At 47.4% G+C, this 25,026-nt stretch carries 24 protein-coding genes and 1 riboswitch; of the genes, 19 read left to right on the top strand and 5 right to left on the bottom strand.

What is annotated here, in order from left to right:
* The first annotated feature begins 281 nt into the window (after positions 1 to 281).
* The 3 genes from ABXS70_RS02005 to ABXS70_RS02015 all read left to right on the top strand — a co-directional run bounded on the left by ABXS70_RS02005 (position 282) and on the right by ABXS70_RS02015 (position 3,219).
* Positions 282 to 1,031 (top strand): Cof-type HAD-IIB family hydrolase, encoded by a 750-nt coding sequence (locus ABXS70_RS02005; RefSeq protein ID WP_342552708.1) that lies wholly within the window; start codon positions 282 to 284, stop codon positions 1,029 to 1,031.
* Positions 1,032 to 1,085: 54 nt separating this feature from the next.
* The gene (locus ABXS70_RS02010) at positions 1,086 to 1,526 is read left to right on the top strand and encodes a DUF456 domain-containing protein (protein ID WP_342556438.1); all 441 of its coding nucleotides are present in this window, start codon (positions 1,086 to 1,088) and stop codon (positions 1,524 to 1,526) included.
* A 64-nt stretch (positions 1,527 to 1,590) separates the two neighbouring features.
* The gene (locus ABXS70_RS02015) at positions 1,591 to 3,219 is read left to right on the top strand and encodes a polysaccharide biosynthesis protein (RefSeq protein ID WP_342552707.1); all 1,629 of its coding nucleotides are present in this window, start codon (positions 1,591 to 1,593) and stop codon (positions 3,217 to 3,219) included.
* 304 nt (positions 3,220 to 3,523) lie between these two features.
* Here ABXS70_RS02015 and ABXS70_RS02020 read toward each other — a convergent pair whose 3' ends face one another.
* A complete protein-coding gene (locus ABXS70_RS02020) occupies positions 3,524 to 4,813 on the bottom strand; it encodes a DUF2515 family protein (RefSeq protein ID WP_342552706.1) in 1,290 nt (429 codons plus the stop codon).
* 138 nt (positions 4,814 to 4,951) lie between these two features.
* Between ABXS70_RS02020 and ABXS70_RS02025 the strand changes: the two genes are divergently transcribed.
* The 7 genes from ABXS70_RS02025 (at position 4,952) to ABXS70_RS02055 (ending at position 11,766) form a co-directional block, all read left to right on the top strand.
* Positions 4,952 to 5,296, top strand: a complete 345-nt coding sequence (locus tag ABXS70_RS02025; RefSeq protein ID WP_342552705.1) for a thioredoxin family protein — start codon at positions 4,952 to 4,954, stop codon at positions 5,294 to 5,296.
* Between the two features lie 620 nt (positions 5,297 to 5,916).
* On the top strand, positions 5,917 to 6,855 hold the full coding sequence (locus ABXS70_RS02030; protein ID WP_366293525.1) for a heme A synthase: 939 nt from the start codon (positions 5,917 to 5,919) through the stop codon (positions 6,853 to 6,855).
* 252 nt (positions 6,856 to 7,107) lie between these two features.
* Positions 7,108 to 7,827 (top strand): Cthe_2314 family HEPN domain-containing protein, encoded by a 720-nt coding sequence (locus ABXS70_RS02035; protein ID WP_342552703.1) that lies wholly within the window; start codon positions 7,108 to 7,110, stop codon positions 7,825 to 7,827.
* A gap of 173 nt (positions 7,828 to 8,000) precedes the next feature.
* Positions 8,001 to 8,139: riboswitch (SAM riboswitch) on the top strand.
* Between the two features lie 121 nt (positions 8,140 to 8,260).
* Positions 8,261 to 9,295 (top strand): methionine ABC transporter ATP-binding protein, encoded by a 1,035-nt coding sequence (locus ABXS70_RS02040; RefSeq protein ID WP_342552702.1) that lies wholly within the window; start codon positions 8,261 to 8,263, stop codon positions 9,293 to 9,295.
* Complete coding sequence (locus ABXS70_RS02045; protein ID WP_342552701.1) at positions 9,295 to 9,954, top strand: methionine ABC transporter permease; 660 nt, start codon at positions 9,295 to 9,297, stop codon at positions 9,952 to 9,954. Before ABXS70_RS02040 ends, ABXS70_RS02045 begins: the two co-directional genes overlap by 1 nt.
* Before the next feature lie 38 nt (positions 9,955 to 9,992).
* Positions 9,993 to 10,829 carry a MetQ/NlpA family ABC transporter substrate-binding protein gene (locus ABXS70_RS02050; protein ID WP_342552700.1) on the top strand — a complete coding sequence of 279 codons (837 nt, stop codon included), beginning with the start codon at positions 9,993 to 9,995 and terminating at the stop codon, positions 10,827 to 10,829.
* A gap of 172 nt (positions 10,830 to 11,001) precedes the next feature.
* A complete protein-coding gene (locus ABXS70_RS02055) occupies positions 11,002 to 11,766 on the top strand; it encodes an SDR family oxidoreductase (RefSeq protein WP_342552699.1) in 765 nt (254 codons plus the stop codon).
* 75 nt (positions 11,767 to 11,841) lie between these two features.
* Here ABXS70_RS02055 and ABXS70_RS02060 read toward each other — a convergent pair whose 3' ends face one another.
* Positions 11,842 to 12,087 (bottom strand): NifU family protein, encoded by a 246-nt coding sequence (locus tag ABXS70_RS02060; RefSeq protein ID WP_053783253.1) that lies wholly within the window; start codon positions 12,085 to 12,087, stop codon positions 11,842 to 11,844.
* Positions 12,088 to 12,167: 80 nt separating this feature from the next.
* Here ABXS70_RS02060 and ABXS70_RS02065 point away from each other — a divergent pair, with 80 nt between their 5' ends.
* On the top strand, positions 12,168 to 12,422 hold the full coding sequence (locus ABXS70_RS02065) for a YuzB family protein (protein ID WP_366293532.1): 255 nt from the start codon (positions 12,168 to 12,170) through the stop codon (positions 12,420 to 12,422).
* Here ABXS70_RS02065 and ABXS70_RS02070 read toward each other — a convergent pair.
* Together ABXS70_RS02070 and mqnE are read right to left on the bottom strand one after the other, a co-directional pair.
* Positions 12,419 to 13,480, bottom strand: a complete 1,062-nt coding sequence (locus ABXS70_RS02070; protein WP_342552697.1) for an NAD(P)/FAD-dependent oxidoreductase — start codon at positions 13,478 to 13,480, stop codon at positions 12,419 to 12,421. The two genes, ABXS70_RS02065 and ABXS70_RS02070, sit on opposite strands and share 4 nt — an antisense overlap.
* A 268-nt stretch (positions 13,481 to 13,748) precedes the next feature.
* Positions 13,749 to 14,855: an aminofutalosine synthase MqnE gene (gene mqnE / locus ABXS70_RS02075; protein ID WP_251509123.1), complete on the bottom strand. Its 1,107-nt coding sequence runs from the start codon at positions 14,853 to 14,855 to the stop codon at positions 13,749 to 13,751.
* A gap of 448 nt (positions 14,856 to 15,303) precedes the next feature.
* On the opposite strand from mqnE, the gene ABXS70_RS02080 reads away from it, so the two are divergent.
* The 3 genes from ABXS70_RS02080 to ABXS70_RS02090 all read left to right on the top strand — a co-directional run bounded on the left by ABXS70_RS02080 (position 15,304) and on the right by ABXS70_RS02090 (position 20,976).
* Positions 15,304 to 15,660 (top strand): iron-sulfur cluster assembly accessory protein, encoded by a 357-nt coding sequence (locus tag ABXS70_RS02080; RefSeq protein WP_342552696.1) that lies wholly within the window; start codon positions 15,304 to 15,306, stop codon positions 15,658 to 15,660.
* Positions 15,661 to 16,108: 448 nt separating this feature from the next.
* Positions 16,109 to 20,008, top strand: coding sequence for a carbohydrate binding domain-containing protein (locus tag ABXS70_RS02085; protein WP_366293537.1), 3,900 nt, complete (start codon positions 16,109 to 16,111; stop codon positions 20,006 to 20,008).
* Positions 20,009 to 20,334: 326 nt separating this feature from the next.
* Positions 20,335 to 20,976: an NAD(P)-dependent oxidoreductase gene (locus ABXS70_RS02090; RefSeq protein ID WP_366293540.1), complete on the top strand. Its 642-nt coding sequence runs from the start codon at positions 20,335 to 20,337 to the stop codon at positions 20,974 to 20,976.
* Between the two features lie 213 nt (positions 20,977 to 21,189).
* Here the strand turns inward: ABXS70_RS02090 and ABXS70_RS02095 are convergent, their stop codons facing one another.
* Entirely contained in the window at positions 21,190 to 21,594 is a 405-nt protein-coding gene (locus ABXS70_RS02095) for a VOC family protein (protein ID WP_342552693.1), read from the bottom strand.
* Positions 21,595 to 21,819: 225 nt separating this feature from the next.
* Here ABXS70_RS02095 and rarD point away from each other — a divergent pair, with 225 nt between their 5' ends.
* From rarD to ABXS70_RS02120, 5 genes are all read left to right on the top strand, one after another.
* A complete protein-coding gene (gene rarD / locus ABXS70_RS02100) occupies positions 21,820 to 22,698 on the top strand; it encodes an EamA family transporter RarD (protein WP_366293544.1) in 879 nt (292 codons plus the stop codon).
* A 206-nt stretch (positions 22,699 to 22,904) separates the two neighbouring features.
* The gene (locus tag ABXS70_RS02105) at positions 22,905 to 23,360 is read left to right on the top strand and encodes an NUDIX domain-containing protein (RefSeq protein ID WP_342552691.1); all 456 of its coding nucleotides are present in this window, start codon (positions 22,905 to 22,907) and stop codon (positions 23,358 to 23,360) included.
* A gap of 17 nt (positions 23,361 to 23,377) precedes the next feature.
* Entirely contained in the window at positions 23,378 to 24,175 is a 798-nt protein-coding gene (locus ABXS70_RS02110; protein WP_366293548.1) for an MFS transporter, read from the top strand.
* The gene (locus ABXS70_RS02115; protein ID WP_366293551.1) at positions 24,090 to 24,650 is read left to right on the top strand and encodes a hypothetical protein; all 561 of its coding nucleotides are present in this window, start codon (positions 24,090 to 24,092) and stop codon (positions 24,648 to 24,650) included. The genes ABXS70_RS02110 and ABXS70_RS02115 overlap by 86 nt, the downstream gene beginning before the upstream one ends.
* 14 nt (positions 24,651 to 24,664) lie before the next feature.
* A complete protein-coding gene (locus ABXS70_RS02120) occupies positions 24,665 to 25,012 on the top strand; it encodes a hypothetical protein (RefSeq protein ID WP_342552689.1) in 348 nt (115 codons plus the stop codon).
* Positions 25,013 to 25,026 lie beyond the last annotated feature (14 nt).

The raw sequence follows: 25,026 nt of genomic DNA on the forward strand, positions 1-25,026 counted from the left end.
TTAACCTGCACAAATCAGTTTATTCAAGTGACCGCCTGCTTGGCAGGCGGTTTTTGGTAACCTTTTTTTCAACAACAGCTGCGGCGAAGCGTCAAAGATCCGAATACAGGTTACTTTGTTGCATATGGATGATCTGTGGTAAAATGGCGTTAGCTGTGACGTCCGGGGCGTCCGCCATTAGCGGATACCGGGCGATCTTGTTGTTTTAGAGAGAATATGGAGAAAGAGAGTTTCAATGGAAGATAACATGGAGAGAGAAATACTGGAGGAGGATTTGCAGCATGAGTGAATTGAAATACAAACTGCTTGCCCTGGATATGGATGGCACGTTGCTGAATGATAATCATGAAATTACACAGGAGACGGCCAAGTGGATTCAGATTGCGATCCGGCGCGGGGTGCACGTGTGCTTGTCTACGGGAAGAGCGGTATACCACGCCATGCCTTATGCGGTACAGCTCGGACTGGAAACACCGATGGTGACCGTCAACGGCAGCGAGGTCTGGAAAGCACCGCATGAGCTTCATATGCGTCATCTGATGGACCCGAGTCTGATTCGCAAGATGCATGAGATTGGGGAGAAATACAACAGCTGGTACTGGGCATACTCCGTGGAGGAGCTGTTTAACCGAGATCGCTGGACGGACAATATCGAAGGATTGGAATGGCTGAAATTTGGATTCACCACTGAGGATGATGAGGTTCGTCATCAGATTATGATGGAGCTGCAGCAGATGGGTGGTCTGCAAATGACCAATTCGTCTCCTGTAAACATTGAGGTGAACCCGGAGAACGTATCCAAAGCTACCGGTGTATCCGAAGTATGCCAGCTGCTGGGCATCAACATGTCCGAAGTGGTTGCTGTGGGCGACAGTCTGAACGATCTGGCTGTCATTGAAGCGGTTGGTCTGGGTGTTGCTATGGGCAATGCACAGGAGCAGGTGAAACAAGCGGCAGATTTAATAATTGGAAGCAATAATGAGGATGGCATTGCTCATCTGATTCGTGAACATATTTTGAAGGGGGAGTAACCTTTGCTCGCAACCGTTGGCTGGATTTTAATTGTACTGCTGTTTGCAGTAGGTATGGCAGGTACGGTGTATCCGATTCTGCCGGGTGCAATCGCGATTTTCTTCGCATTTCTGGTCTACGGCTGGTTTTTCAGCTTTGATCCGTTCGGGGTCTGGTTCTGGATTATACAGATCCTCATTGTGGTAGTGCTGTTCGTGGCAGATTACGTCGTCAGTGCTTGGGGGGTCAAAAAGTTTGGCGGCTCCAAGCTGTCTACAACGCTGAGTACCATTGGTGTGATCATTGGTCCGTTCGTGATTCCGGCGTTTGGACTGGTTCTGGGACCTTTTCTCGGTGCATTTATCGGGGAGATCATTGGCGGTTCTTCACCTTCCAAAGCTTCCAAAGTTGGATTTGGTTCTGTCGTCGGGCTGTTTACGAGCACGGTGATGAAAATTATTTTGCAGCTTGTGATGATTGTTCTATTCATTATTTGGGTGGTTCGATTCGCCTAGAATGTCAGGTTAGCTAGCTTAGGTCCGGAGAGGTCCGGTGTGGGGGAAAGAAGGGGAATTCGTTTTGTCTAAGAAGGAAACATTTATTAAAGGTACGCTCATATTGGCGGCTGCAGCATTGATTGCAAGGGTACTCGGTCTGGTGCAGCGCGTGCCGCTGGAGCATATTCTCGGGGATATCGGTAACGCATCGTTCACGATCTCCAATACGGTGTATTTAATGCTGTTAACTGTGGCAACGGCGGGCATACCGAGTACGCTGAGTAAGATGGTTTCGGAACGCTACGCGCTCGGACGCGCAGGGGAAGCGCAGCAGATCTACCGTGCAGCCCTTATTTTCGCGGCAGTGGCCGGTGTCGTCATGTCTGTTCTGTTATGGTTTGCGGCACCATTCTATGCCACCCATATTTCCAAAGTACCGGAATCCGTGAGTGCCATCCGTGCGCTTGCTCCGGCCCTGCTGCTCTTCCCGGCGATCGCGATGATGCGTGGTTATTTCCAGGGACGCGGTAATATGACGGCAGGTGGTATCTCGCAGATCGTAGAGCAGTTTGCGCGCGTAGGCGTAGCGATTATTGTGGCATTTGTAATGCTGCAGTGGAATTACGATGATCAGACGATTGCAGCCGGGGCATCTTTCGGTGGTGTATTTGGCAGTATCGGCGCATTTGCTGTGATGCTGTACTTCACATTGAAGCTCCGCAAAAGTGATCGTGCGGCACAGCTGCATTATGAGCGGGCAGAGCAGCTGCCGATGCGCGGCATCTACACCGATATTTTTAAACTTTCAATCCCGATAGTGTTATCTTCTCTTGCTGTTCCGGCAATTAACTTTATCGACTCCTCTCTCGTCGTTCCGCTGCTTAGCGGACAGATCGGTGTGGGAGAAGCGACAGGAGTACTCGCAATTCTGGGTGCGAAGGCTCAAAGTATTGCAGGTATTCCGCCAATTCTGGCAATCGCGCTTAGTCAGTCTCTTGTGCCTGTCATTTCGGCGGCCTTTGCCCGTAAAGATGAGATTCACCTGAAAAATCAGGTGACGCTGGCCATGCGTATTTCTATCCTGACCGGGATGCCAATTGTGATTACGTTGTGTGCAGCCGCTCATTCGGTAAACGGATTGATATTTACAAGTCCGGACGGTACGCCGATTATTGCATTGCTGACGTTCGGTACCATCTTCCAAATTACCATGATGACGACGAATTCCATCCTGCTTGGGGTGGGTAAACCACGAATCACGATGATTAGCGTAGCGGCAGGTATTATCGTGAAGCTGATTGCGAGTCTTATCCTGGCGCCGATCTTTGGCATTTACGGGATTATTATCGCAACGGCGCTGTGCTTCCTGGTCATCACATATTTGAATCTGCGTGTACTGCGCAAAATTGTGGATTTCTCGATTATGGGAGATCGCTGGCTTGGATTTATGATTACGGTGCTGTTGGCGGCAGGCATTGGATTTGCAGCCAACTGGAGCGGGAATCAGATCTTTGGTGCTTTCCTGCCTGCACGCGTATCGTTCCTGGTCACCTGTATGGTAGTGGGGGTGCTGGTCGTTGTGGTGTATCTCGTGCTGATGGTTATGCTGCGCGTCCTGCGTAAGGACGAGCTGGGCAGTTATCCACGAATTTTGCAAAAAATTCTTCGTCCACTTATGCGTCTACAGCGTGGTGCCGGGCAGCGTGGATAATTCGTTATTTTGGCAGCGTAGGCTGTGTACCAGCCTTTGATTTATTAAAGCGCGGTCTGCTCCTGCAGCGGACTGCGCTTTTTTTCTTTTACGCGCTGCGTTGTTATTACATCAGATATGGCTTTCTTAACGGTGAATATTGAACTTGCTGCGTCGGGTGTTTTGGATTTTGTAATGTTGTCTTTTTGTGGTGGTATCAGGTGTACCGTTTTGCCTGCAGGTTTGTACGTTTTAACTTGTATTTCGCACGAGTGCAAGTGCTGCTTCCTTTTGGATGGAATTCATGTTATTTTTGCTCCGATTGTTAGTGAGTAATTTCCTGCACATCATGGGCCAAAGCCGTTTTTAACATGCCGTACCGATGCTCATGACTCATCTCGAACAGCCAAGGTCTGCGGGGCGAAGTAAGGTATCCAAGACAATCGCGTGTTTGAAGCCAGTCATGTCTTGTAATCGGTTCATAAGGGGTATCGCTCCAGACAGTGAGCAGCTCTGGCGAGTACAGCCTCTGACCTTCCGGCAGCCATTCCTCATTCAATAAGGCTGCGGCATACAGGTTATGATCCTTGGGTCCACTGTGATGCTTGGTGAACAGACCCGGCCAATATTCCGCCCGTGAGCCGCCGTGAGGAACGGTGCGAGCGAACTCCAACACTTGCTGCAGGACCTGTTCTACACCGAATAACAGGGCATACAAGACTTTGCCGAACTGGATGCGTTCATTTAATTTGCCAAAATGTTCGATGACCCGTCCGGTGAGTCCACCTCCTTGTCCGAGAGGGAAAACGATATGGTTCAGCCCCGCCAGATTGTGCAGATGAAAAGCAGGTTTGGAAAGCACTTCTTTTTGAAAATACGGATGCTGTACCACCCGGCTCTCAATATAGTTCTGCTCATTAATAATTAACGCCACACTGAGAATGGAACTGCAGCGTTCCAGCCAGAAGCGCTCCCAGAATGGGGTCATAAATGCCGATACGTGAAAATGGGACAGCAGATGGAAGCAGCTTCGGCCAAGCCGCCGACTGTGCATATACAGCTGCAGCTGTGGATATGCATCTTGAAATATAAGAGCATTGCACCGCTCCAGCAGGCGATACATATGCCCACGAGCCTCCTGGTTCTGCAGATTATGCATCAGGTCGCTGTGCAGGTCGGTCATATGATATCCGCCGTTGCGGGATACCATGTGCGCAAGCAGTGCCCAGTGCAGTTCGGGATACTGCTCGTAACATTCCAAGTAAGCAGCCGTACGTGTCACATTACTGCGATTCTGCTGCTGCGTTAAGGTCTTGATTTCTTCAAGAATGATACAGTCTTCTTCACATACCAGTGCACTTTGCGCCTGAATGTTCCGCGAAGGAGAGGGTCTGCCTGCTGCGGGCAGCAGCCGCTCAACTTCAACCTGCAGAGCCGCTGCTGTGTCTGCCTTCCAGTTCAGGTCACGTGAAGGATGTCTAAGCTGGGAGGATGCATGCCAGGCCGCCTGTTTACCGCGCCATACTTCCCGGGCTGCTCCGGGGATCGATCGAACGATCTGCAGGATAGAACCTGTGTGCTGGTTATCCGAAGAGTCACTTCTGGTGGAAGTCATGAATGGACACCCTTTCATGAGAAACTGTTTGATATGCCAGAACTTGTGGTTATTCTAAGTATGCGCTGAACATTTGACTTCCAATCACCAATTTGCTTCACTTAGATGGAGACAAGGTACAGAAAGGGAGATGTGACAATGGAACAGATTACATCCAAACCGGAATTTGATGTAGCGATTCAATCGCCGCGTTTGACAGTGGCCGTATTCAAGGCAGACTGGTGTGGGGACTGCAAATACATCGATCCGTTTATGCCTGAGGTGGAAACGAAGTATTCACGTAATCTTACACTCATTGAAGTGGACGTTGACCAGGTAGGTACAGTGAGTCAGGAACAAAATATTTTGGGCATCCCAAGCTTCGTAGCTTACACGGACGGACGGGAATTAGTGCGTTATGTGAACAAACTGCGCAAGTCGAGAGAAGAGATCGAACAGTTTCTGGACCGTGCAGTAGAGGTATACAATACGATTCACAAGTAAGGTAGTTAAGGATACAACCCAACCCTTATATGTTGGAAGATTGTTGAGCATAATTTAGAAAATAAAACTCCAATATTTAGGGTAGATGATTAGAATGTTTGTGAAGCGTTTATCAATTTTTTGCAAAAACATGGCTGTCAATTAAGCTCTAATCTGGGCTTAAGACAGCCTTTTCTGTTCTAATAAGACAATCACAATTTTTACATAATATAAATCTGCCAGCCTTATAGAGCAGTGCAATCTCATGCAGCTCTCAGGAACGGCTGGGCTCGGCTTCATGAAAAAGGGGGGGGCGGCCGTATGCTGCCGTATCGAAATCCCTTCAAATTTTTCCAAGAGTTTAGTATAATGACCTGCGGGTCAAAATGGTATCAGACGTTAACATTTTGTCACAAAGCGCTGCGTCAATGAGGAATTTATCCGGTATAATGAATTTAGTTGTGAAATTAGTGTCAAAGTGCAGAACAAGCACTGCATAAGTATCGTACTAGTGCTGCTAAGCAGCATACAAGTACCGGATAAACAATGCAGCTGATTTTGTACTCAAGCAATGAAGTTAATAACATCATCAAGCGAAGAATTCCTTTCGCCAATCTAAACCAACAGCGGGTGAGAAAAAATTGAAACACTTAACATTGTTTAAATGGTTAACCGTATTAACCTGTCTTGTGATGTTCCTGGCTACCTTTGGCGGCGGGATCGTAACCAAAACAGAATCGGGCCTTGGCTGTGGTACACAATGGCCTTTATGTAACGGAAAACTCGTGCCAGCTCATACTGTTGCCTCTCTGATCGAATATTCCCACCGTGCAGTCAGTGCACTGGCAGGACTGTTGTCCATCGCTTCGTTTGTGGCCTTCTTACGATTTGGCAAGCAGCGCCGGGATCTGCAGCTGTTCTCTTTCCTAACGCTTTTGTTTGTCATCATTCAGGGAATTATGGGGGCTTTTGCGGTTGTATTCTCGCAATCGTCGGCGGTCATGGCCCTTCACTTTGGATTCGCGCTAATTGCCTTCGCAAGTTCGTTAATGATGGCTCTCGGGATTCGGCAGGAAGCGAGATATGGAGGTCTGGAACGTCTGAACCAATATCCTCGCGTCAGCAGGGGATTCCGCAATTTGGTCTGGTTTTCAACTATTTATACGTACCTGGTGGTATATACCGGAGCATTCGTGAGCCATACGGACTCAGCCGGAGGTTGTTCCGGATTCCCCCTTTGTAACAGACAGATCGTTCCAGAGCTCTCCGGCGGGGTAGCTGTTGCGTTTGCCCATCGTCTGGCAGCTGTATCACTTGTTATTGTTATTGCTATTCTGGGGCATTTTGCTTATCGTAAACACCCTGATAACCGTGAACTGCGGACACTTGGTGTACTATCTGTAGTCTTGATTCTGTTACAAGTGGTCATCGGTATGTTCATGATGTGGACGATCAGCCGCCCAGAGGTTTACATGTTTGTGGCGCTGGCACATATGCTGGACATTGCCATACTCTTCGGGATTTTGACCTATATGAGTTTCCTTGTGTACAAGCTCCATCGACCGGTTAACCGGTTCTAAAAGGTTTTTTCGCTACAAATAGTGATGCTGTATAATGCATCAATAACTGTACTGGATTTTGCTGTAAAGTCCACCATCCGGTGATGTACATCATTGGATAGGTGGACTTTTGTTTGATGTTTGAGGCTGCAGGGCAACCTAAACGAAGCTGTAATGATGATGGAATTCGGGAACTTTTGCTTCGGCCTTCAGCAGTTGATCAGCTGTGACGATATATATTTTGTAGGATCAGCGAGAAAGAGGAGGGCATCTATGCTGCGAACTTTACTTGGTGAAAAGCCCCGGGTTAATCAGGGATTATTGAAGGAAGCTATGGATACTATGGCATTTACGCTGGAATCTTTTGAGCGGCAGATGCATGTGGATCATGACCCGAATCATGACTATCGGAAATTGTATGTATGGACTCAAGGACTGATCTCCTCGTTGGATGAACTGGAGCAGAGCTGTTTTGCTGCAGCCCATTTTCGTCAAAAAGTGGTGGCCGGTTCCACGGAAGATATGAGTGCAGCGGAAAAAGCGGAGTATGCTCGTTATGTTTATTTTTACAAAGACGCGTTCATAAGATGTTTCGCGATTTTGGACAAATTGGGCACCGTATTAAATGAAATTTTTCAATTGAATACGTCCAAAACGAAGGTGCATTTCTCGTATTATACCGTTCTGAGGCAGTTTGATTATCACCGGGAGCATCATGCATTGGCACTGCAGCTCATTCAGATTAAGGATAAATACCGTGAACCGATGAGCCGTCTGCGTAAGCGGCGTAATATGGAGATACATTATATGAATTCTGAGATGCAGGATGATTTGTGGCAGCTGCATCAAACGATGCAGGGGAAGGTGAAGCTGGAGGATCTGGATCAGCATCTGCTTGAGATGCAGCAGGGTGTGGATATGGTCTGTGAAACGCTGCATACAGCGTATCGATACATCAATAAAATTTGGCGTAAGCAGGGTGCGAGACGTTAATGGCATGACAGACTCCGAAAATAATACCATTTGACAAATCGGAATAGTTTGACTATACTGAGTTCCAGATCGAAACATACATGGAATCGTGTCTGTAATTAAGCATTTAATGCAGTTCGCTCATTATATATGATGAACTACATGAACCTATATAATTCTACAACTGTATATTTCTCTTATCGAGAGTGGCGGAGGGACAGGCCCGATGAAGCCCGGCAACCGATCTGCGATGATGGACTTTAATGTCTCTTATTTCAGGTGTTAGGTGCTAATTCCTACAGAATCATGAAGTGTGATTTTGGCAGATGAGAAGGTCATTTCACGTGAAGAGCCGTCTTTGTATCTGCAAAGGGCTCTTTTTTTGTGCTAAAAGGGGAGTTTTCCCTTCCTTCGGGTAAAGATATATGTAGGTGATGGGGAAGGAGCAGTACTATTGATTGAACTGGTTGGATTAACCAAAACATATGGCAAACGCGGGAAAACAACTACAGCGTTGTCAGAACTCAATCTGAATATCCAAAAAGGTGAAATATTCGGTGTGATCGGTCACTCGGGTGCGGGGAAAAGTACGCTGATTCGCTGTATCAACTTGCTCGAGCGGCCGACCGAGGGTGAGGTTTGGGTCGATGGCATTAACCTGACCGAGCTGAGTAAAAGCGAATTACAGCAGCAAAGACGCAGGATTGGTATGATCTTTCAGCATTTCAATCTGTTGTCTTCTGCAACGGTTTACGATAATGTTGCTTTCCCGTTAAAACTGGTGAACACCCCCAAGGAAGCGATTGATCGCAAGGTGAAGGAAATGCTGGCACTGGTTGGTCTGGAGCAGCACAGCAGTAAATATCCGGCACAGCTGTCTGGCGGACAGAAGCAGCGGGTAGGTATAGCGAGAGCTCTGGCAAGTGATCCGAGTGTACTTCTCTGCGATGAGGCAACCTCGGCACTTGATCCGCAGACAACGAATTCGATACTGAAGCTGCTTATGGATATCAACGAAAAGTACAACTTGACCATAGTACTTATTACACATGAGATGCATGTCATTCAGAATATCTGCGATCGGGTGGCGGTCATTCACCAAGGCGGCATTGTGGAACAAGGACCCGTGACAGAAGTGTTCCTGAAACCGCAGCATGCGATTACCCGGGATTTCGTCTCACGTGACAGCGAAGGCGGACTGGCACTCGAAGAAACGGTCTTAAACAGTGCCGGAACCGAACTGCCAACAGGCGTATCTTCCAAACTAGTCAAAGTATCCTTTCTTGGAAATAAAACGTATGAAGCGATTTTGTCGAGAACCGTTCGCAAAACGGGTGTGGATTTTGCCATTCTGCAGGGCACCATCTCTACGATCAAGCAGGTTCCTTATGGGCAGCTGACGGTACGTTTTGAGGGTGACTTCCCTGCGATTGAGCAGACTTTGTCTGAATTAACCGCAGAAGGACTTGATGTGGAGGTGCTGCGATAATGGATTTTTCCAAAGTACGCTGGGAAGAGGTTGGCACGGCCTCCATTGAAACCCTGCAGATTTTGGCGGCAGCAGGTTTATTTACCGTTATTCTAGGTCTCCCGCTGGGGGTAATCCTGTTTATGACGAGCCGCTCGGCATCAGCAAAATCAAGAATAACCTACATCATATTGTCCGTCATTGTAAATATTTTGCGCTCTGTACCTTTCATCATATTAATTGTTGCAATTATCCCTTTCACCCGTTCATTAGTGGGTACTGCAACCGGAGTGTTAGGTGTAATTCCACCTCTAGTTATCTCGGCCGCTCCGTATTTTGGCCGTCTAGTAGAAAATACACTTCGTGAAGTGGATCGCGGTGTCATTGAAGCGGCACAGGCAATGGGGGCATCCACAGGACAGATTGTCAGACGGGTACTTCTGCCCGAGGCTTTACCTGGCTTGCTAGCTGGAGTTACGATCACGATCGTTACATTGGTATCCTACACAGCTATGGCGGGTATGGTTGGCGGTGGAGGATTGGGAACACTGGCGATCAATTATGGGTACTACCGTTACCAGTATGAAATTATGATCATTTCCGTAGTGTTCATGATTATTCTGGTCCAGCTTTTGCAGATGGTTGGCGATCGTCTGGTTATCTATTTCACCAGGAAATAAACAGATAGATGAAAATATAATGCGAAGGGGTTTTACAGATGAAAAAATGGTCTATTGTGCTTCTGAGTCTAATGCTGATTGCAGTGCTTGCTGCTTGCGGCAACAACAAGAAATCGGACAGTGGTGCGGATAACTCCGCAGGCGCTCCGCGTACCGTCGAATTGAAAGTTGGTGCTTCACCTACACCTCATGCTGAAATTCTGGAAAGCATCAAACCTGAACTTGAAGCTCAAGGTATTCGCCTGCAGGTTGTGACGTTTAATGACTACGTGCAGCCAAATCAACAGCTTGCTGATGGTAAATTGGATGCGAACTTCTTCCAGCACCAGCCTTATCTGGACACGGAGAACAAAGAGCGCGGTTTTAATCTGGTTGCTGTAACTCCGGTTCATGTTGAACCTTTTGGCGGCTACTCCAAAAAGATCAAATCTTTGGATGAACTGAAAGATGGCGCCAAAGTAGCCATTCCGAATGATCCTTCCAATGGTGGACGCGCAATGCTGCTGCTGGCGAAAAAAGGTCTAATTACACTCAAAGACGATACGAACATCGCATCAACCAAACAGGACATTACAGCAAACCCTAAAAATCTGGATATCATTGAATTGGATGCAGCCATGATGCCTCGTCAGCTGGATGAAGCCGATCTCGTCTTTATCAATGCGAACTATGCACTGGAAGCAAACCTCAATCCGTCTAAAGACGCTTTGCTGATTGAAGACCTGCAGGGAAACCCTTATGCCAACATTTTAGTATCCCGTGACGATAACAAAGATGCAGATGCGATCAAAAAACTGGCAGAAGCACTTCATTCCGAAACGGTGAAAAAATTTATTAAAGAACGTTACCAAGGAGCAGTTGAACCTGCATTTTAAGGTGAAGTTCAGATCATAACTTATAAGCCCCACATGTTCTTACAAAGAGCATGCGGGGCTTTCTTATTGGGTTGGATTACCATTTGTGAACTGCTTTCGGGCTGCAAGTTGTGAGAGGGAGATAAATCTTTTATACTGGATGAGTGACTGCTCTTTGAAGAGGGGGATGAACGTGAAGGGAAAGATTGCCCTCATAACGGGAAGTGCCAAAGGTCTTGGTAAAATGACGGCCCTCAGTCTGGCGGATCAGGGATGCCACATTGCGCTTAATTATGTGCACAGCCGTTTGGAGGCTGAAGCACTGCAGGCTCAGATTACTGCCAAAGGGGTTCGCTGTACAGCCATTCAGGCCGATATATCGAAAGCAGAAGAGATTCACGCGCTCGTTGATGCAGTACAAACGCAGCTGGGACATATTGATATTTTGGTGAATAACGCCGGTCCGTTCGTGCGGGAACGCCGGGTCTTTGCAGATTATTCCGAAGCAGAAGTGCAGATGCTGGTGCAGGGCAACCTGCTTGGACCGATGATTCTGGATCAGCTCGTCCTGCCCGAGATGCGCCGCAAGCAGTGGGGCCGTATTATTCATTTTGGGTTCAGTCATGCGGGTGAAGCAAGATCTTGGCCTCATCGTGCTGTCTATGCTGCTGCGAAGGTAGGTTTGGTTTCGTTTACGAAAACTCTTGCCGTGGAAGAAGCGCCTTATGGGATTACAGTGAACATGGTATGCCCTGGAGATATACGCGGTGCGAACAAAGAGAAAACAATCGATGACATTGCAGGCATCACGGATAAGGAAACGCCGAGAGGACGACCTGGCAGCGGAGAAGATATTGCGCGAGTGATTACGTATCTGTGCCTGGATCATTCGGATTTCATTACAGGTAACATTATGGATGTGTCTGGAGGGCTTGATCCCATTCGGCCTACAATTTAATAAAGCATCAAAAAAAAGAGCCCTCCGCTTCTTCGAAGCGAAAGGCTCTCTGATCTTTATTTCGTGAAGGATTGATTAGAATACTTGTACAACTTCTTGTACACCCTCAACTTCTTCGAGGAGGGCACGTTCAATCCCGGCTTTTAAGGTAATGGTGGAGCTTGGGCAGCTGCCGCAGGCACCGACCAGTTTCAGCTTAATGATGCCATCCTCCACGTCGACCAGTTCCACGTCACCGCCATCGCGCTGCAGGAACGGACGAAGTTTATCAAGCACATCAGATACCTCATCATACATGGTGCTTTGTGCGTTTTCGCTCATATTGTTCAACTCCTTTCCTCCCTTTATTATATTACAAACGACCATAAATTAAAATGGTCAAACAAAGCAGGTGAACTGAAATGAGACCAATTATTGAATTTTGTGCTAACAATATGCATTTTGGCACCGATGAAGTCATGGATCAGCTGGATGAAAATCCGGACTATGATGTGATTGAATACGGCTGTCTGACCAATTGCGGTCAATGTTATCTGACACCTTTTGCCTTGGTTAATGGTGAAGTGGTCGCCACGGACAAAGTAGAGGATTTATATAACGCCATTCTCGCCAAAATAGCTGAAGCGGATGCCTGGGACGCGCTGGATCTCGACTAACCGAGATGGCGTTTGGACATCCAGAGCACACCGCTTTTCAAAATACGAGGCACACGTCCCATCATGGACGTTTTGCCCATCAGCCCAAATCCAGCCTTTTTGCCTAGCGCGCCGAGTGTGCCGCGAAGCTTCAGAGGCTGCGGATTGGGCTTTTCGCCTTTCCAGAGAGCATGCTGAATATGAGCGATCTGTTCACCCTGAACCTCTGCAGCCTGACCGCTTGGTGCATAAGGCACGCTGGCACAGTCACCGACGACATAAACATCGGTATACTCCGGAATTTGATAATATTCGTTTAATACGACACGGCCCTGAGGGTCCTTGGTTACATCAAGGTCTTGAACGACTTTGACAGGTTGGATGCCTGCCGTCCATACAACAGCATCGGTCTGAATCTGTTCATCGCGGTTGTAGATCGCGTTTGGCTCCACCCGTGAAATGGCGATATGTCCCCGGGCCTCAACCTGATGCTCGCTGAACCATTCGTGAACATAAGCAGAGAGACGTTGAGGGAATGCAGATAATACGCGCTCACCGCGATCCAGGATACTAATATTCAGATCGGGTCTGCTTTCGCGCAATTCGGCAGCCATCTCAACACCACTCAAGCCACCGCCCACAATGTGAACATGTCCATAAGCCTTAACTTCATTAAGACGCAGATACGTCTCACGTGTTTTGCTGAAGCTTTGAATCGTGCAGCTGTATTCCTCGGCACCGGGTGTATTGTGAAAACGATCTGTACATCCCAGGCCAATCACGAGTTTGTCATATTCCAGAGGTTCCTGACCTTCGAATTCAATCTGACGCTGCTCCAGATTAATGGCTGTAACCTCACCGAAACGGTGTGTTACTTTCTCATTTACCGGAAAATGGATACGCAGGTCGTAATCCGATACTGTTCCTGCTGCGAGTGCGTAATATTCGGTCTTTAATCCTTGAAAGGGGCTGCGGTCCACCAGTACAATTTGCGTATCTGACGGGATTTTACCTTCCAGAAGTTCCTTGATGATCGTGAGGCCGCCATAACCGCCTCCAAGAATGACGAAATTTTTCATGACTCGGCTTCCTTTCTGCATCAGTCCCATTGCTGGGACCTTAACCTGCGGAGCAGCTATGCCTTCACATAGCTGCTCCGTGTGTTGTTTTTAGTTTCAAGTTAATTTAAATAATCAAGAATGAGACAATGAAAATTTTAAATATGAGATCACAGTTAAGCATCACTCTGTATAAAACGTCTCCCTGCTTGTAACAAAGTTTCGTTCTTTGATGAGTGATGCTTGTGCTGCTGTGACGTTTGCCTCGTATCGAAGCAATCGGTCAAGTCTATTCGTAAACTTGAATTTCATTGTAGAATGTATCACGTTCTACTGGAATACGTCCTGCACCTTTAATAAGCCATATGAGCTCTTTACGAGTAAGGCCTTCAGGTGTGAGAGCACCTGCGGCATGACTAATCCGTTCGCGAACAATCGTGCCATGTGCATCTGAAGCACCGAATCCAAGGGCAACTTGAGCCAGCTGTGGACCGATGTTAATGAAGTATGCTTTGATATGATCGATGTTATCCAGCATCAGTCGGCTGATCGCTATTGTTTTGAGATCCTCATAAGCCGAGTTGCGACGCATAATGCTTGCGTTTTTACTTTTTGGCTGCATGGAAAGCGGAATAAAGACCATGAATCCGTTGGTCTCGTCTTGCAGTTCACGAATCTGCACCATATGATTGACGCGGTCCTCATAGGATTCGATCGATCCATACAACATCGTCGTATGTGTACGCATGCCGAGTTCATGAGCTGTGCGGTGCACCTCAAGATAACGATCCACGTTGGCTTTGTCTACACGCATTTTTTTGCGATATTCATCCGAGAGAATCTCAGCGCCGCCACCAGTCAATGTTTTCAGACCTGCTTTCTGCAGCTCCTGCAGAACTTCTCTGATACTAAGTCCGCTAATCCGGGTGAAGAAATCAATCTCTGCCGCAGTGTAAGCTTTCAGCGTAACATCCGGATATTTCTCGTTTAAAGCACGCAGGGAATCGACATAATATTGAAAAGGAACATGGTTGTTGTGTCCACCTACGATATGGAACTCACGCACGCCTGGATGAATATGCTGCTCCACATAGTCGATCATTTCCGGACCGGATAACGTATAAGAGCCTTCTTCGCCCTGGTCTTTGCGGAAATTACAAAATGCGCAGCGAGCTTCGCATACGTTGGTGAAATAAAGGCTCATGTTCTCGATGAAATAAACTTTCTTGCCGTTCTTCCGCAGATTGGCCTCATTGGCCAGCTGGCCCAAAGTCAGCAGATCATCTGTTTGATACAGATACACGCCGTCTTCTACGCTCAGCCTTACGCCGTTCTGCACTTTCTCAACGATTTCAGCCATTCTTTTGTCGGTGAACGGTGTTACCAATGTAGACATGCTGTTTCCTCCTGTTCTTTACCGGAATTCGAGTTGTGGTGTGTTGAACCATTAAACAGAAATACATAGCAAAGATGCGGTCAACTGCCGCCTTCCTGTGAAAGACTAACTCTTATTACCCGGTGCAGCGTGTGCTGCAATCGAAAAGTTTATTTTTTCAAAAGGAGTCAAAGTGACTCTATATGCATTGGGGACTGAGAACCAGTCTCGAAATGTGAAAAAAATTACAACTCCATATATGACCAACATCCGAATAAGTCATGACGAAATATTGACATTTTCAGTGAGACCACCTATCCATTATAAACCTCGTGCCGCAGGGGTTCAATACACTGGGAAGAAAAAGGAGTTCAGGGCGAACGCGGAAACGGGTAAACATAACTTGAGCCCCTTGACGGGGTGGAGTATAATTTAAGTGTAGATTCAATGAAAAGGAGAGTGACCTGGCATGATTAGTATCAGCGAAACGGCTGCAGACCGATTGAAAGAGATGCTTGCACAGCAAGAGACACCTGGAATGTTCCTGCGTCTAGGCGTAGCACCGGGCGGTTGTACCGGATTTTCGTACGCCATGGGCTTTGACGATAAAGAGTCCGATGAGGATATATATATGGACATTCAAGACATGAAAGTGGTTGTAGAGAAAGAAAATGTGAAATATTTGAATGGACTCGAGATTGATTTTGAAGAATCCGGCATGTCCGGCGGCTTCACCATCCATAACCCGAATGCGGTTGCGACATGCGGCTGCGGTTCATCCTTCCGTACACGTGAAGAAGCGGGTGTACCGGATAAAGATTGTTAATCTGTTGTTTAGTGTGATTTCAGCGTGTTTGATGATCATCTAAAAGTAAAAAGGGTATAACGATTTAGGTGCATTTCCGGCGAAAAGGCTTCGCCAGGAAGTGTGCCTTTTTTATTTTTCTAGTATTGACATTTTGTTCCATGGGCAGGTATATTATTTTGTGCAAACGTTTGCAATATATAAGATGCATGCAGCACTTTAGATCAGAAATGCAGCGGAAAAACATAGTTATATAAGGTGTTTAATTCTCTCTATTAATGCAAACGTTTGTTCAAGAGGAACTCTTTGTTTAGACGGCACGAGATTGTAGTTTGTTTCACGCAGGATTCCAGAGGAGAGGAGGCACGAGAGCAGGCTTATTTTCAAATTCAAACAAAGGGTTCTAATAACTTTCAAATGAATTACAATTCACGGTCCCCACAGGGGCAACAGATGAGGGAGGAAAAACATGAAGCTTGTGCGCAGACTTGGCGCATTCCTGTTGGCATTATCCATCGTCATTTCCACACAACCCGCAGCAGCTTATGCCGAAATCTCCGCTTCCCATGTGTACCATAACCATATGCCGAATTTCTGGGCTTACTACGACACATCCAAGTATGCTTCCACACCTGTAGGATCACCGATTCGATACACCTATGACGGGCAGGTTATTGATCTGAAAAAGAACCCTCCGGCAGCCTATCCCTATTTTCTGCCTGGTGGTGCACCGATGCCGCATGATGATCTAGTCGACTATTATACCCATCATGCCAAAACCGGAGCCTATCTCAGCTGGCCCTGGCAGACAGCAGGCGATTTGAAAAACAACCATCCCGCCGCAGGCATGCAGGTAACGATGTCAGGCTCCCTACTGAACAATGTGGACAGTTTTATGTATACCAATAATGTAAACGGTTACAACGATAAAGCTTGGGGAGCACCCTGGAAGAACGCGTACAATAACTTGAAAACGACCAATGGAGAGCGGACGATGGACCTTGTTCATTTTTCCGGGCATCACTCCATGGGACCACTCGCCGGCAACGAATATTTGCTCAAGGACTTGATATACCAAAATGCCGTCATGGCTCAACCCTTTTTCCTGGGGGACAGCTTTAAGTCTTCCAAAGGCTTCTTCCCGACCGAGCTTGGCTTCTCGGAACGCATTATTCCGGTTCTGGATCAGCTTGGCATTGAGTGGTCTGTGATTGGCAACAATCACTTTTCGCGTACGCTCAAGGACTATCCGCTGTTAAACGATCCAGGCAAGGATACGATGGTATCTCCACCAAACCGTGCCGATCTGCAAAACACCAGCGATGTTGGATCATGGGTGTCTGCACCGATGTTTAACGAAAAACAGGTGGTGTACAACAAGTACCCCTTTGCATCCACACCACACTGGGTACGGCATGTGAATCCCGAAACCGGAGCAGAGAAGAAGATTGTTGGCATTCCTGCAGCTCAAGCGGAATCGTGGGAAGAAGGGTATCAAGGATCGGTAAAGGCAGATGCACTCAAACCATTTGAAGGGCTGGTGGATCAGAAGCAGTTTTTTGTCATTGCCCATGACGGAGATAACTCTTCAGGACGTGCAGGCTCTGAGGACACCTGGCGCAATGCAGGGAATGTGACCTATGCACAGCCCGGGGTAAAAGGAGAAAGTATCAACGAATATCTGCGTACCAATACGCCCAAAGCCGAGGATGTAGTCCATGTGCAGGATGGCTCCTGGATTGACACGCGTGACTCTTCCTCTGATCCGACATGGTATCACTGGCGTCTTCCTTTTGGCATCTGGAAAGGACAGTTTGATGCGTTCAACAAGGCCACGGGCCTTAATCTGGAGCCGAAGAAGAATCTGGACGGGGTTCAGGAAGGCATGACGGTATCCTTTGAATACGGTTATCACTATCTGGAGCGTAATTTTGCGTTGGAGCAGGCAGCGCTGAATTATGCAAAGACAGCCGAGCAGATGTGGCTGGATGCCAACCCGAACCATTGGAAGCCAAGCACTGCGCTGGATCGGGAGATCACCTATGAAGGCAATCAGCTGAATCCGTGGATGATGGCATACCCCTTCAAGGGAGACCCGGCGAACAATTACAAGGGCGGGGCGAATCCGGCAGAGCTGAGCTGGTACTTCCTGCTGCCTGCGCTGGATTCGGGTTTCGGATATTATGATGAAAATGTGGATGACGGCGTGAAGCCGACACTGTCGTTTAATCAATCCCTGTTTTTCTCCAAACCGTATGTAGAAGGACAGCTATCCAAGGATCGCACAGGCCCGTCGGTTTGGTGGCCGCAGCGTTATCCTTACAATCCAGGCAGTGCTAATGTCAGCAAGGCAGAAGGCTGGACGCTTCATTATTTTGACAATACGTTTGGTATCTACACCTATGCTTATGACGTGAGTGGGATTAGCGATATCAAGGTGAAGGTGCGGACTCATCGGGATAAACAGGCGGATGCAAAGGATAACACGTTCCGTGTATATGATCCGGCAGCGCTCAAAGCCAAGGGTGTAACCAACATTGATCCGGCCAAAGTGAGCCCTTGGCAGGAATATTCGATGATCAAACGTGATTTGAAGCCTGACATCAATGGGGTGGCTTGGCAGCCAAGCAGCACAGATATGTTTAAACGTGTACCTGCTCAAGAAATTGGAGATATGTATTATACCTATTTCAACGATTTCCGGGATCAGCTGGTCGACTATTATATCGAGGCGGTAGACGGTAACGGCAATGTGACTCGCAGTGAAATTCAGACGGTATATGTAGGTACGGGAAAATACAAGAAAGATGCCTCCGGTAAAGTGGTAGAGGACGCAAACGGAACAATCCAGGGAACACACCCGTTCCTCGTGGTGGATCAGACGCCGCCTTCGGCCCCAGCCGGTGTCAAAGCCGCACGCGTAACGGATCGAAGTGTTACTCTCCAGTGGACAGCTTCCACCGATAACGTGGGTGTGGAGGGATATGACATTTATCGGGACGGCACCAAAGTGGGCAGTTCGCAGACGACGGAGTACACAGATCGCGGACTTGAACCGGCAAAAACATACACGTACAAGATCCAAGCAAGAGACAAGGCAAATAACGTCTCTGCTGCCAGTAAAACTTTGGAAGTGCAGACACTCGTCGCAGATATCGAACCGCCGACAGCACCAACCAATGTGGTATCCCCAAGTTCAACCTCATCCGCTGTAACCTTGGAGTGGTCAGCGAGTCAGGATAACTACGGCGTTGCGAGATATGATATCTACCGTGACGGAAGCAAGGTTGGAGAGTCAACCCAGTTGACGTATACCGATACATCTCTTGCTCCCGCAGCAAGTTATGTATACTTCATCAAAGCAGTGGACGCTGCAGGCAATGTTTCGGCATCCAGTGAGCCGATTACGGTGAAGACCAAGGAAGGCAATGTCGTCACCATTTATTACAAACAGGGTTATACCAATCCGTACATCCATTATCGTCCGACGGGCGGGACGTGGACGACGGCTCCGGGTGTGAAAATGCCAGCAGCCGAAGTGGCAGGTTACACTAAAATGACAGTGAATGTAGGCACAGCTGCGGGGCTGGAGGCAGTTTTTAACAATGGCAGCGGGACATGGGATAACAACGGAGGGAAAAACTATCAGTTTCCGCTGGGGGTAAGCACCTTTAATGGAGGCGTCATCACCCAAGGTGCACCACAAGCAGATACGACTCCGCCAAGCGTACCGGCAAATCTGACGGTAACCTCGAAGGCTTCTGATCGTGTGGCGCTGGCTTGGAATCCTTCAACGGATAATACAAGTGTGACGGGATACGAAGTATTTCGGGATGGCGTCAAAATTGGCATAAGTCCCACACCTGCATATACGGATACCGGATTGAAGGCTGCAGCGTCCTATATGTATCATGTTATTGCGTATGATGCAGCGCAGAACAAATCGGCGGCAAGCACGGAACTACGTGTGACGACGGATGAAGCACCAAAAAGCAGCAGTGTCACTGTCTATTATAAGCAGGGTTATACACAACCCAACATTCATTACCGCCCGGTGGGCGGCATATGGACGATACCTCCAGGTGTGCCAATTCCACCGTCCGAACTGCCCGGTTATCATAAAATTACAGTGGATGTAGGCACAGCTGCCGGACTGGAGGCCGTTTTCAACAACGGAAGCGGTATCTGGGATAACAATGGGGGAAGAAACTATATATTCCCTCTGGGAGTAAGCACTTATCATGGGGGTGTCATCACCCCGGGAGCCCCTGAGGGAGCAGCTTCAAGTACGGGGGACAGCCTCTCGGCCTTTTTACCCGTGGAATTCACTTATTTCTCACCTTGGAAGATGGGACGCAAGAGCGCCTGAATGGGAGGAGCAGGATCAAGAAGGCTGGAAATTCTAATTTATACGAATGCCTCAAACTGCAGTTCAGAAGATTGGATTGGAAAAAATAGAGTGCTCTGTTCAGGTGATGAACAGGGCCTTTCTACTCTTTTTACCAGAGTTTGATCCAAAGCATGACCCATGTTTTTCATTTTGATCTTAAACATAATCCTGCAGTGCAGCTTTTCTACATAAAAGAAGAACATGTTGACAAGTTTAGTTGTAACTATTATAGTTACATTATAGAGTTTAGGAGAACGTTCCTAGCCCAAAAAGAAACAAACTTTTACATCGGAGGAGAGATTTTAATGAAGATCGGAATTATTGGTGCAGCAGGTAAAGCAGGTAGTGTCATTTTAAAAGAAGCAGCAGACCGCGGACACGAGGTAACCGCTATTGTGCGCAATGCATCCAAATTGGAAGACAAGAGCCTGAAGGTGCTGGAGAAAGATGTGTTTGACCTTACTGCAGAGGATGTTCGAGGTTTTGACGTTGTTGTTAATGCATTTGGCGCACCAGCGGGCAAAGAAAACCTGCATGTGGAAGTGGGACAAGCTCTCATCAACATTCTGAAAGATACTCCAAACACGCGTCTGATCGTTGTGGGCGGCGCAGGAAGCTTGTTCACGGATGAGTCCAAAACACTACGTGTTGTTGATTCTCCAGGTTTCCCTGATGCGTACAAAGCAACAGCCTCCAACCAGAGCAAAAACCTGCAGGACCTGCAAGCGTCCTCCGGCATTCAATGGACGTTTCTCAGCCCGGCTGGATTCTTCAATCCGGAAGGCGTGCGTACGGGTAAGTATCAGTCAGGCAGTGATGTGATTATGGTGAACAGTGAAGGCAACAGCTATATCAGCTATGCTGATTATGCGATTGCACTTGTGGACGAGATCGAGAATTCACAGCACATAAATGAACGCTTTACTGTAGTTGGCGAAGCGAAGTAAGATATTAGTACTAAGTGCTGCACAAACGAACAAACAAACGGACACTGAGCTTAGATAAACAGTGTCCGTTTTTGTTGATTTGAAATTGTAACGGACGGCCCATAGACATGGATTAACAGCTCCTGGCAATCCATGTTGAATGATCGAAGAGACCAGTACAAAGAGACAAATGTAAATACAGCATATAACATTTTACTTCAAGGCAGTGGATATTTATTGGCGCTTTGGCATCTTGCTCTCATCCATGTAGAGTAGATTCCAGCGGTGACCGTCCAGATCGGCAAAACCTGCACCGTACATCCAGCCTTCCGTTTCGCTTGGCTTGCCAAACACGCTTCCTCCTGCACGCTCCACGTTCTGAATAAAGGAGTCGACTTCTTCTCTACTTTTGGCACCAATGGAAATAATAACTTCTGCACTATGAGAAGTATCCGCAGCTGTGGTGCCTGTAAATCTCTCAAAGGTTTCAATTGGAAACAGCATAATCGTGGTTTGGCCTATGGAGATCATGGCTCTCTCGCTGCCAACGTTCATCGCTTGGAATCCTATTGCGTCGAAAAAAGCAGCTGCCCTTTCAACATCTTTGACTGGCAAGTTAAACCAGATATCCTGTGACATCGCTGCAGCCTCCTGGAATCGTTTTTGATCTTACTATACTCTATTTTGGAAAGAAGCATGTACTTCTTATAAGGAAGCAGCGACTAAACCGGGCATGAATATTGTTAGGATCTTTGTATTTCCATAAGTATTTCTTTACTTATGCAAGGGGCGGAGCGTATAATCCGGTGAGATATTAGAGAACAAATGAGACATAACAGAGATGAAAAAGAGAGGGTACGTTTCATGAATAACGGATTAATTAATGCCATTATTGCGTATGTCATGTGGGGGATTCTCCCGCTTTATTGGAAGCTGTTTAATGATGTGCCGGCTGGTGAAATTTTGTCGCACAGGGTCGTATGGTCGTTTGTATTTATGGGGATACTGGTCGCCATTCAGCGCCGCTGGAGTGATGTGAAACGGATCTGGACCAGTCGTACGCTGCTGCTGTCCCTAACTGCCAGCGGACTGCTGATTGCGATCAATTGGCTTATTTTCATCTGGGCAGTGAACAACGGTCATGTCGTGGAAACCAGTCTTGGTTATTACTTGAATCCTTTGCTGAATGTGCTGCTTGCGGTTGTTTTTCTTCATGAAAAACCAAACCGGGGTCAATGGCTGGCTATTGCTATTGCAGCGGTTGCGGTGCTGATTATAGCGATCGACTACGGACGTTTCCCGTGGATTTCGATTTCGCTGGCGGCTTCCTTTGGTTTATATGGACTTGCGAAGAAAAAGATCAAGCAGGATGCTTCCGTAGGTTTGCTGTCAGAGACAGCGGTTGTTCTGCCTATTGCATTAGGTTACTGGATATACCTCGGCCTTGCTGGCCAAACAACGGCCTGGACGCTGCCTGCACCTATGTTTTTTGAACTGCTGCTTTCCGGTGTGGTGACAGCCCTGCCGCTGCTGTTTTTTGCTCGTGCAGCTGCCCGCATGTCGCTGTCTACGCTCGGATTTGTACAGTACATCGGCCCAACCATTATGCTGATCCTGAGCATATTTGTGTTTAAGGAGTCCGTTTCACTTGTGCTGCTGGTTGGTTTTGCTTTAATATGGACAGCTCTGGTTGTCTATGCTGCTTCATCTATGCGAGCCGCCAAGCTGGCTAAGTCCGTGTAATAACAGAAATGGTTGTAATACTAAAAAGAAGTAATAACAAAAACGAATGGTAATAACGGTCTTCTCATCCTTGATGATGGGAGGGCTTTTTTTTACCATCGTCTAAGATGAGAAGAGAATTAGGAAAATTCTTTTATTTACAAATTAAGGAACGCATGTTCTAATTGTAGAGATTGAGTTTTTTCGAACGGCGGTGGATGTTTGGAGTGAGGGAGCAGCAAAGTATTGTATTCGTTGTGAGTGTTTCGATCTTACATAAAAACAGGATGCTTATCATCAAAGAGAACAAGGCATCCGTGCGGAATAGGTGGAATTTTCCCTCAGGCAGAGTGGAGTACGGGGAAGATATACTGGATGCGGCACGTCGGGAAACCAGAGAAGAGACGGGATATGAAGTCAGATTAACAGCTGCCACAGGAGTTTACAATTTCAGAAGCAGTACCGGACAGCAGGTGGTTCTGTTCCATTTTATTGGCGAGATCATTGGCGGATCTCTGCAGCCGGATGCCTCAGAAATTGCTGATGCGAAGTGGGTTACGCCCGAAGAACTGCTCAGCCCGAATGTACTGGAGCTGCGTGATCGGGAAGTAATGCTGCAGATTGTGGATAATGTCATATTCAAAAAAGAGTATCCATTAGCGCTTTACCAGCGCCAAATATAGAAACGGAGTCATGCGACATGAAGTCCTCTTATTTAACACGTCCCTTTTATTATTTGTGGACAACTCAAACGGCAGCAAACGCCGCAGATGTACTTTATATTATGGCCTTAACGGTGATGGTGCTGGATCGTACCAACTCGCTTATATCTGCGGCACTTTTGCCTTTGATGCGGAGCGGAGCTCAAATGTTAAGCAGTCTGGCCGCACCTCTGTTGATTCAGCGTTTTAAGCTGTCCAGCCTGCTTTTATTGTCACAAACCGGACAGTTTCTGCTGTTTGTCGTTCTGGCTGTGTATTTGCATGTTAATGGAGATGCCTCCTCATTGGTCCTCGTATTTTCGCTTGTATTTGTGATGTCGTTTCTGGATGGCTGGACTACTCCTGCTCGCAATGCGCTGATCCCGCGGCTGGTGACACATGAGCAGGGGTTACTCAAAGCCAATGGACTCATGAGCGTCAGTGATCAAGTTGTACAATTTGCTGGATGGGGACTAAGCGGTATCATCGTGGCATGGATCGGGTCCAGTTCAACCCTGCTGGTTACTGCTGTTATTTATGGTTTGGCAGCGGCGTTTACACTCGGCGTCAAAGAGCCAACCCATGCGGAGATGACCGGGAAGGATCTGTCAGCTGGAAGCTGCAGCGGAAGTGGGTACAGGCAGATGGCATACGTTAACGGAAGGCTGGAAAATGATATGGAAAACACCCCGTCTGCGGGTGCTTACGTTTATGGATATGATCGACATGCTTGGCGGTTCAATCTGGGTGGGCGCGTTCACACTGGCTTTTGTTCAAGCTGCACTTGGGCAAAGTGAAGAATGGTGGGGCTTCATTAATGCGGCCTATTTTGCCGGAACGATCGGTGGAGGTTTGCTGGTGCTTGCACTCGCCAGAATCATTGGACGCCGCTATTTCGGAGTGATGATGTTAGGGATGGCGGGGTATGGTGTACTGACTGCCGTCTATGCACTGAACTCACAGCCGTATGCTGCCCTAATTCTCGTCATGCTGATGGGGCCATTCGCCGAGCTTGCCATGATTAACCGACGTACGTTGATTCAGAGCAGTGTGGCTAGCTCGATACTTCCCAAGGTTTTATCTGCGCAAGCCTCGATGATGCATTTTGTATTCTGCATTTCTTTGCTTGGGATGGCCTGGCTTGCTGAATATATCGGGATTATAAACCTCTATCTGTTTGCAGCCGGATTGACGATATTAGCGATTGCTGCTGGTTTGCTTCATTATCGGGCTTTTCAGGATAATACAGTTCAACGTCAAACGACGCACTAGAGAGGAGAAGGACAATGGTTAGCGATGATCGGATGCATTCCAAACGTGGTCGTTTCGTGCTGCAGGGAAATCGGGTTCGGTTGATATCTTCATTTCTTTTTTCCATCATTATCGGTGTGGTCTATGCTTGCTTGATCGTAAACGAAACAACCATGGGGTATATCCATAACATATTACCGAGTACAGATGGTCCGGATCTCTATCAATATCTTCCAATCATTGTTCCGGCAGCTGTCTTTTCGTATTTGGTACAAAGAAGACATATGATTTTTATTGAAAATATTTCATTCAGCTGTATTCAAGCGATCACTGCTTTCCTCAGTCTGGCTGCATCTCTTATGGTTGTTATGATATTCTTTTAAATCCTGAGCTTTCT

It is taken from the genome of Paenibacillus sp. AN1007 (assembly GCF_040702995.1).
Classification (GTDB): Bacteria; Bacillota; Bacilli; order Paenibacillales; family Paenibacillaceae; genus Paenibacillus.

Excerpts from the sequence above, each read along its gene's own strand:
- ABXS70_RS02005 (WP_342552708.1), top strand. The coding sequence starts at position 282 with ATGAGTGAATTGAAATACAAACTGCTTGCCCTGGATATGGATGGCACG.
- ABXS70_RS02010 (WP_342556438.1), top strand. The coding sequence starts at position 1,086 with ATGGCAGGTACGGTGTATCCGATTCTGCCGGGTGCAATCGCGATTTTC.
- ABXS70_RS02020 (WP_342552706.1), bottom strand. The coding sequence starts at position 4,813 with ATGACTTCCACCAGAAGTGACTCTTCGGATAACCAGCACACAGGTTCT.
- ABXS70_RS02025 (WP_342552705.1), top strand. The coding sequence starts at position 4,952 with ATGGAACAGATTACATCCAAACCGGAATTTGATGTAGCGATTCAATCG.
- ABXS70_RS02035 (WP_342552703.1), top strand. The coding sequence starts at position 7,108 with ATGCTGCGAACTTTACTTGGTGAAAAGCCCCGGGTTAATCAGGGATTA.
- ABXS70_RS02045 (WP_342552701.1), top strand. The coding sequence starts at position 9,295 with ATGGATTTTTCCAAAGTACGCTGGGAAGAGGTTGGCACGGCCTCCATT.
- ABXS70_RS02050 (WP_342552700.1), top strand. The coding sequence starts at position 9,993 with ATGAAAAAATGGTCTATTGTGCTTCTGAGTCTAATGCTGATTGCAGTG.
- ABXS70_RS02060 (WP_053783253.1), bottom strand. The coding sequence starts at position 12,087 with ATGAGCGAAAACGCACAAAGCACCATGTATGATGAGGTATCTGATGTG.
- ABXS70_RS02065 (WP_366293532.1), top strand. The coding sequence starts at position 12,168 with ATGAGACCAATTATTGAATTTTGTGCTAACAATATGCATTTTGGCACC.
- ABXS70_RS02070 (WP_342552697.1), bottom strand. The coding sequence starts at position 13,480 with ATGAAAAATTTCGTCATTCTTGGAGGCGGTTATGGCGGCCTCACGATC.
- mqnE (WP_251509123.1), bottom strand. The coding sequence starts at position 14,855 with ATGTCTACATTGGTAACACCGTTCACCGACAAAAGAATGGCTGAAATC.
- ABXS70_RS02080 (WP_342552696.1), top strand. The coding sequence starts at position 15,304 with ATGATTAGTATCAGCGAAACGGCTGCAGACCGATTGAAAGAGATGCTT.
- ABXS70_RS02085 (WP_366293537.1), top strand. The coding sequence starts at position 16,109 with ATGAAGCTTGTGCGCAGACTTGGCGCATTCCTGTTGGCATTATCCATC.
- ABXS70_RS02090 (WP_366293540.1), top strand. The coding sequence starts at position 20,335 with ATGAAGATCGGAATTATTGGTGCAGCAGGTAAAGCAGGTAGTGTCATT.
- ABXS70_RS02095 (WP_342552693.1), bottom strand. The coding sequence starts at position 21,594 with ATGTCACAGGATATCTGGTTTAACTTGCCAGTCAAAGATGTTGAAAGG.
- rarD (WP_366293544.1), top strand. The coding sequence starts at position 21,820 with ATGAATAACGGATTAATTAATGCCATTATTGCGTATGTCATGTGGGGG.
- ABXS70_RS02110 (WP_366293548.1), top strand. The coding sequence starts at position 23,378 with ATGAAGTCCTCTTATTTAACACGTCCCTTTTATTATTTGTGGACAACT.
- ABXS70_RS02115 (WP_366293551.1), top strand. The coding sequence starts at position 24,090 with ATGGATATGATCGACATGCTTGGCGGTTCAATCTGGGTGGGCGCGTTC.
- ABXS70_RS02120 (WP_342552689.1), top strand. The coding sequence starts at position 24,665 with ATGGTTAGCGATGATCGGATGCATTCCAAACGTGGTCGTTTCGTGCTG.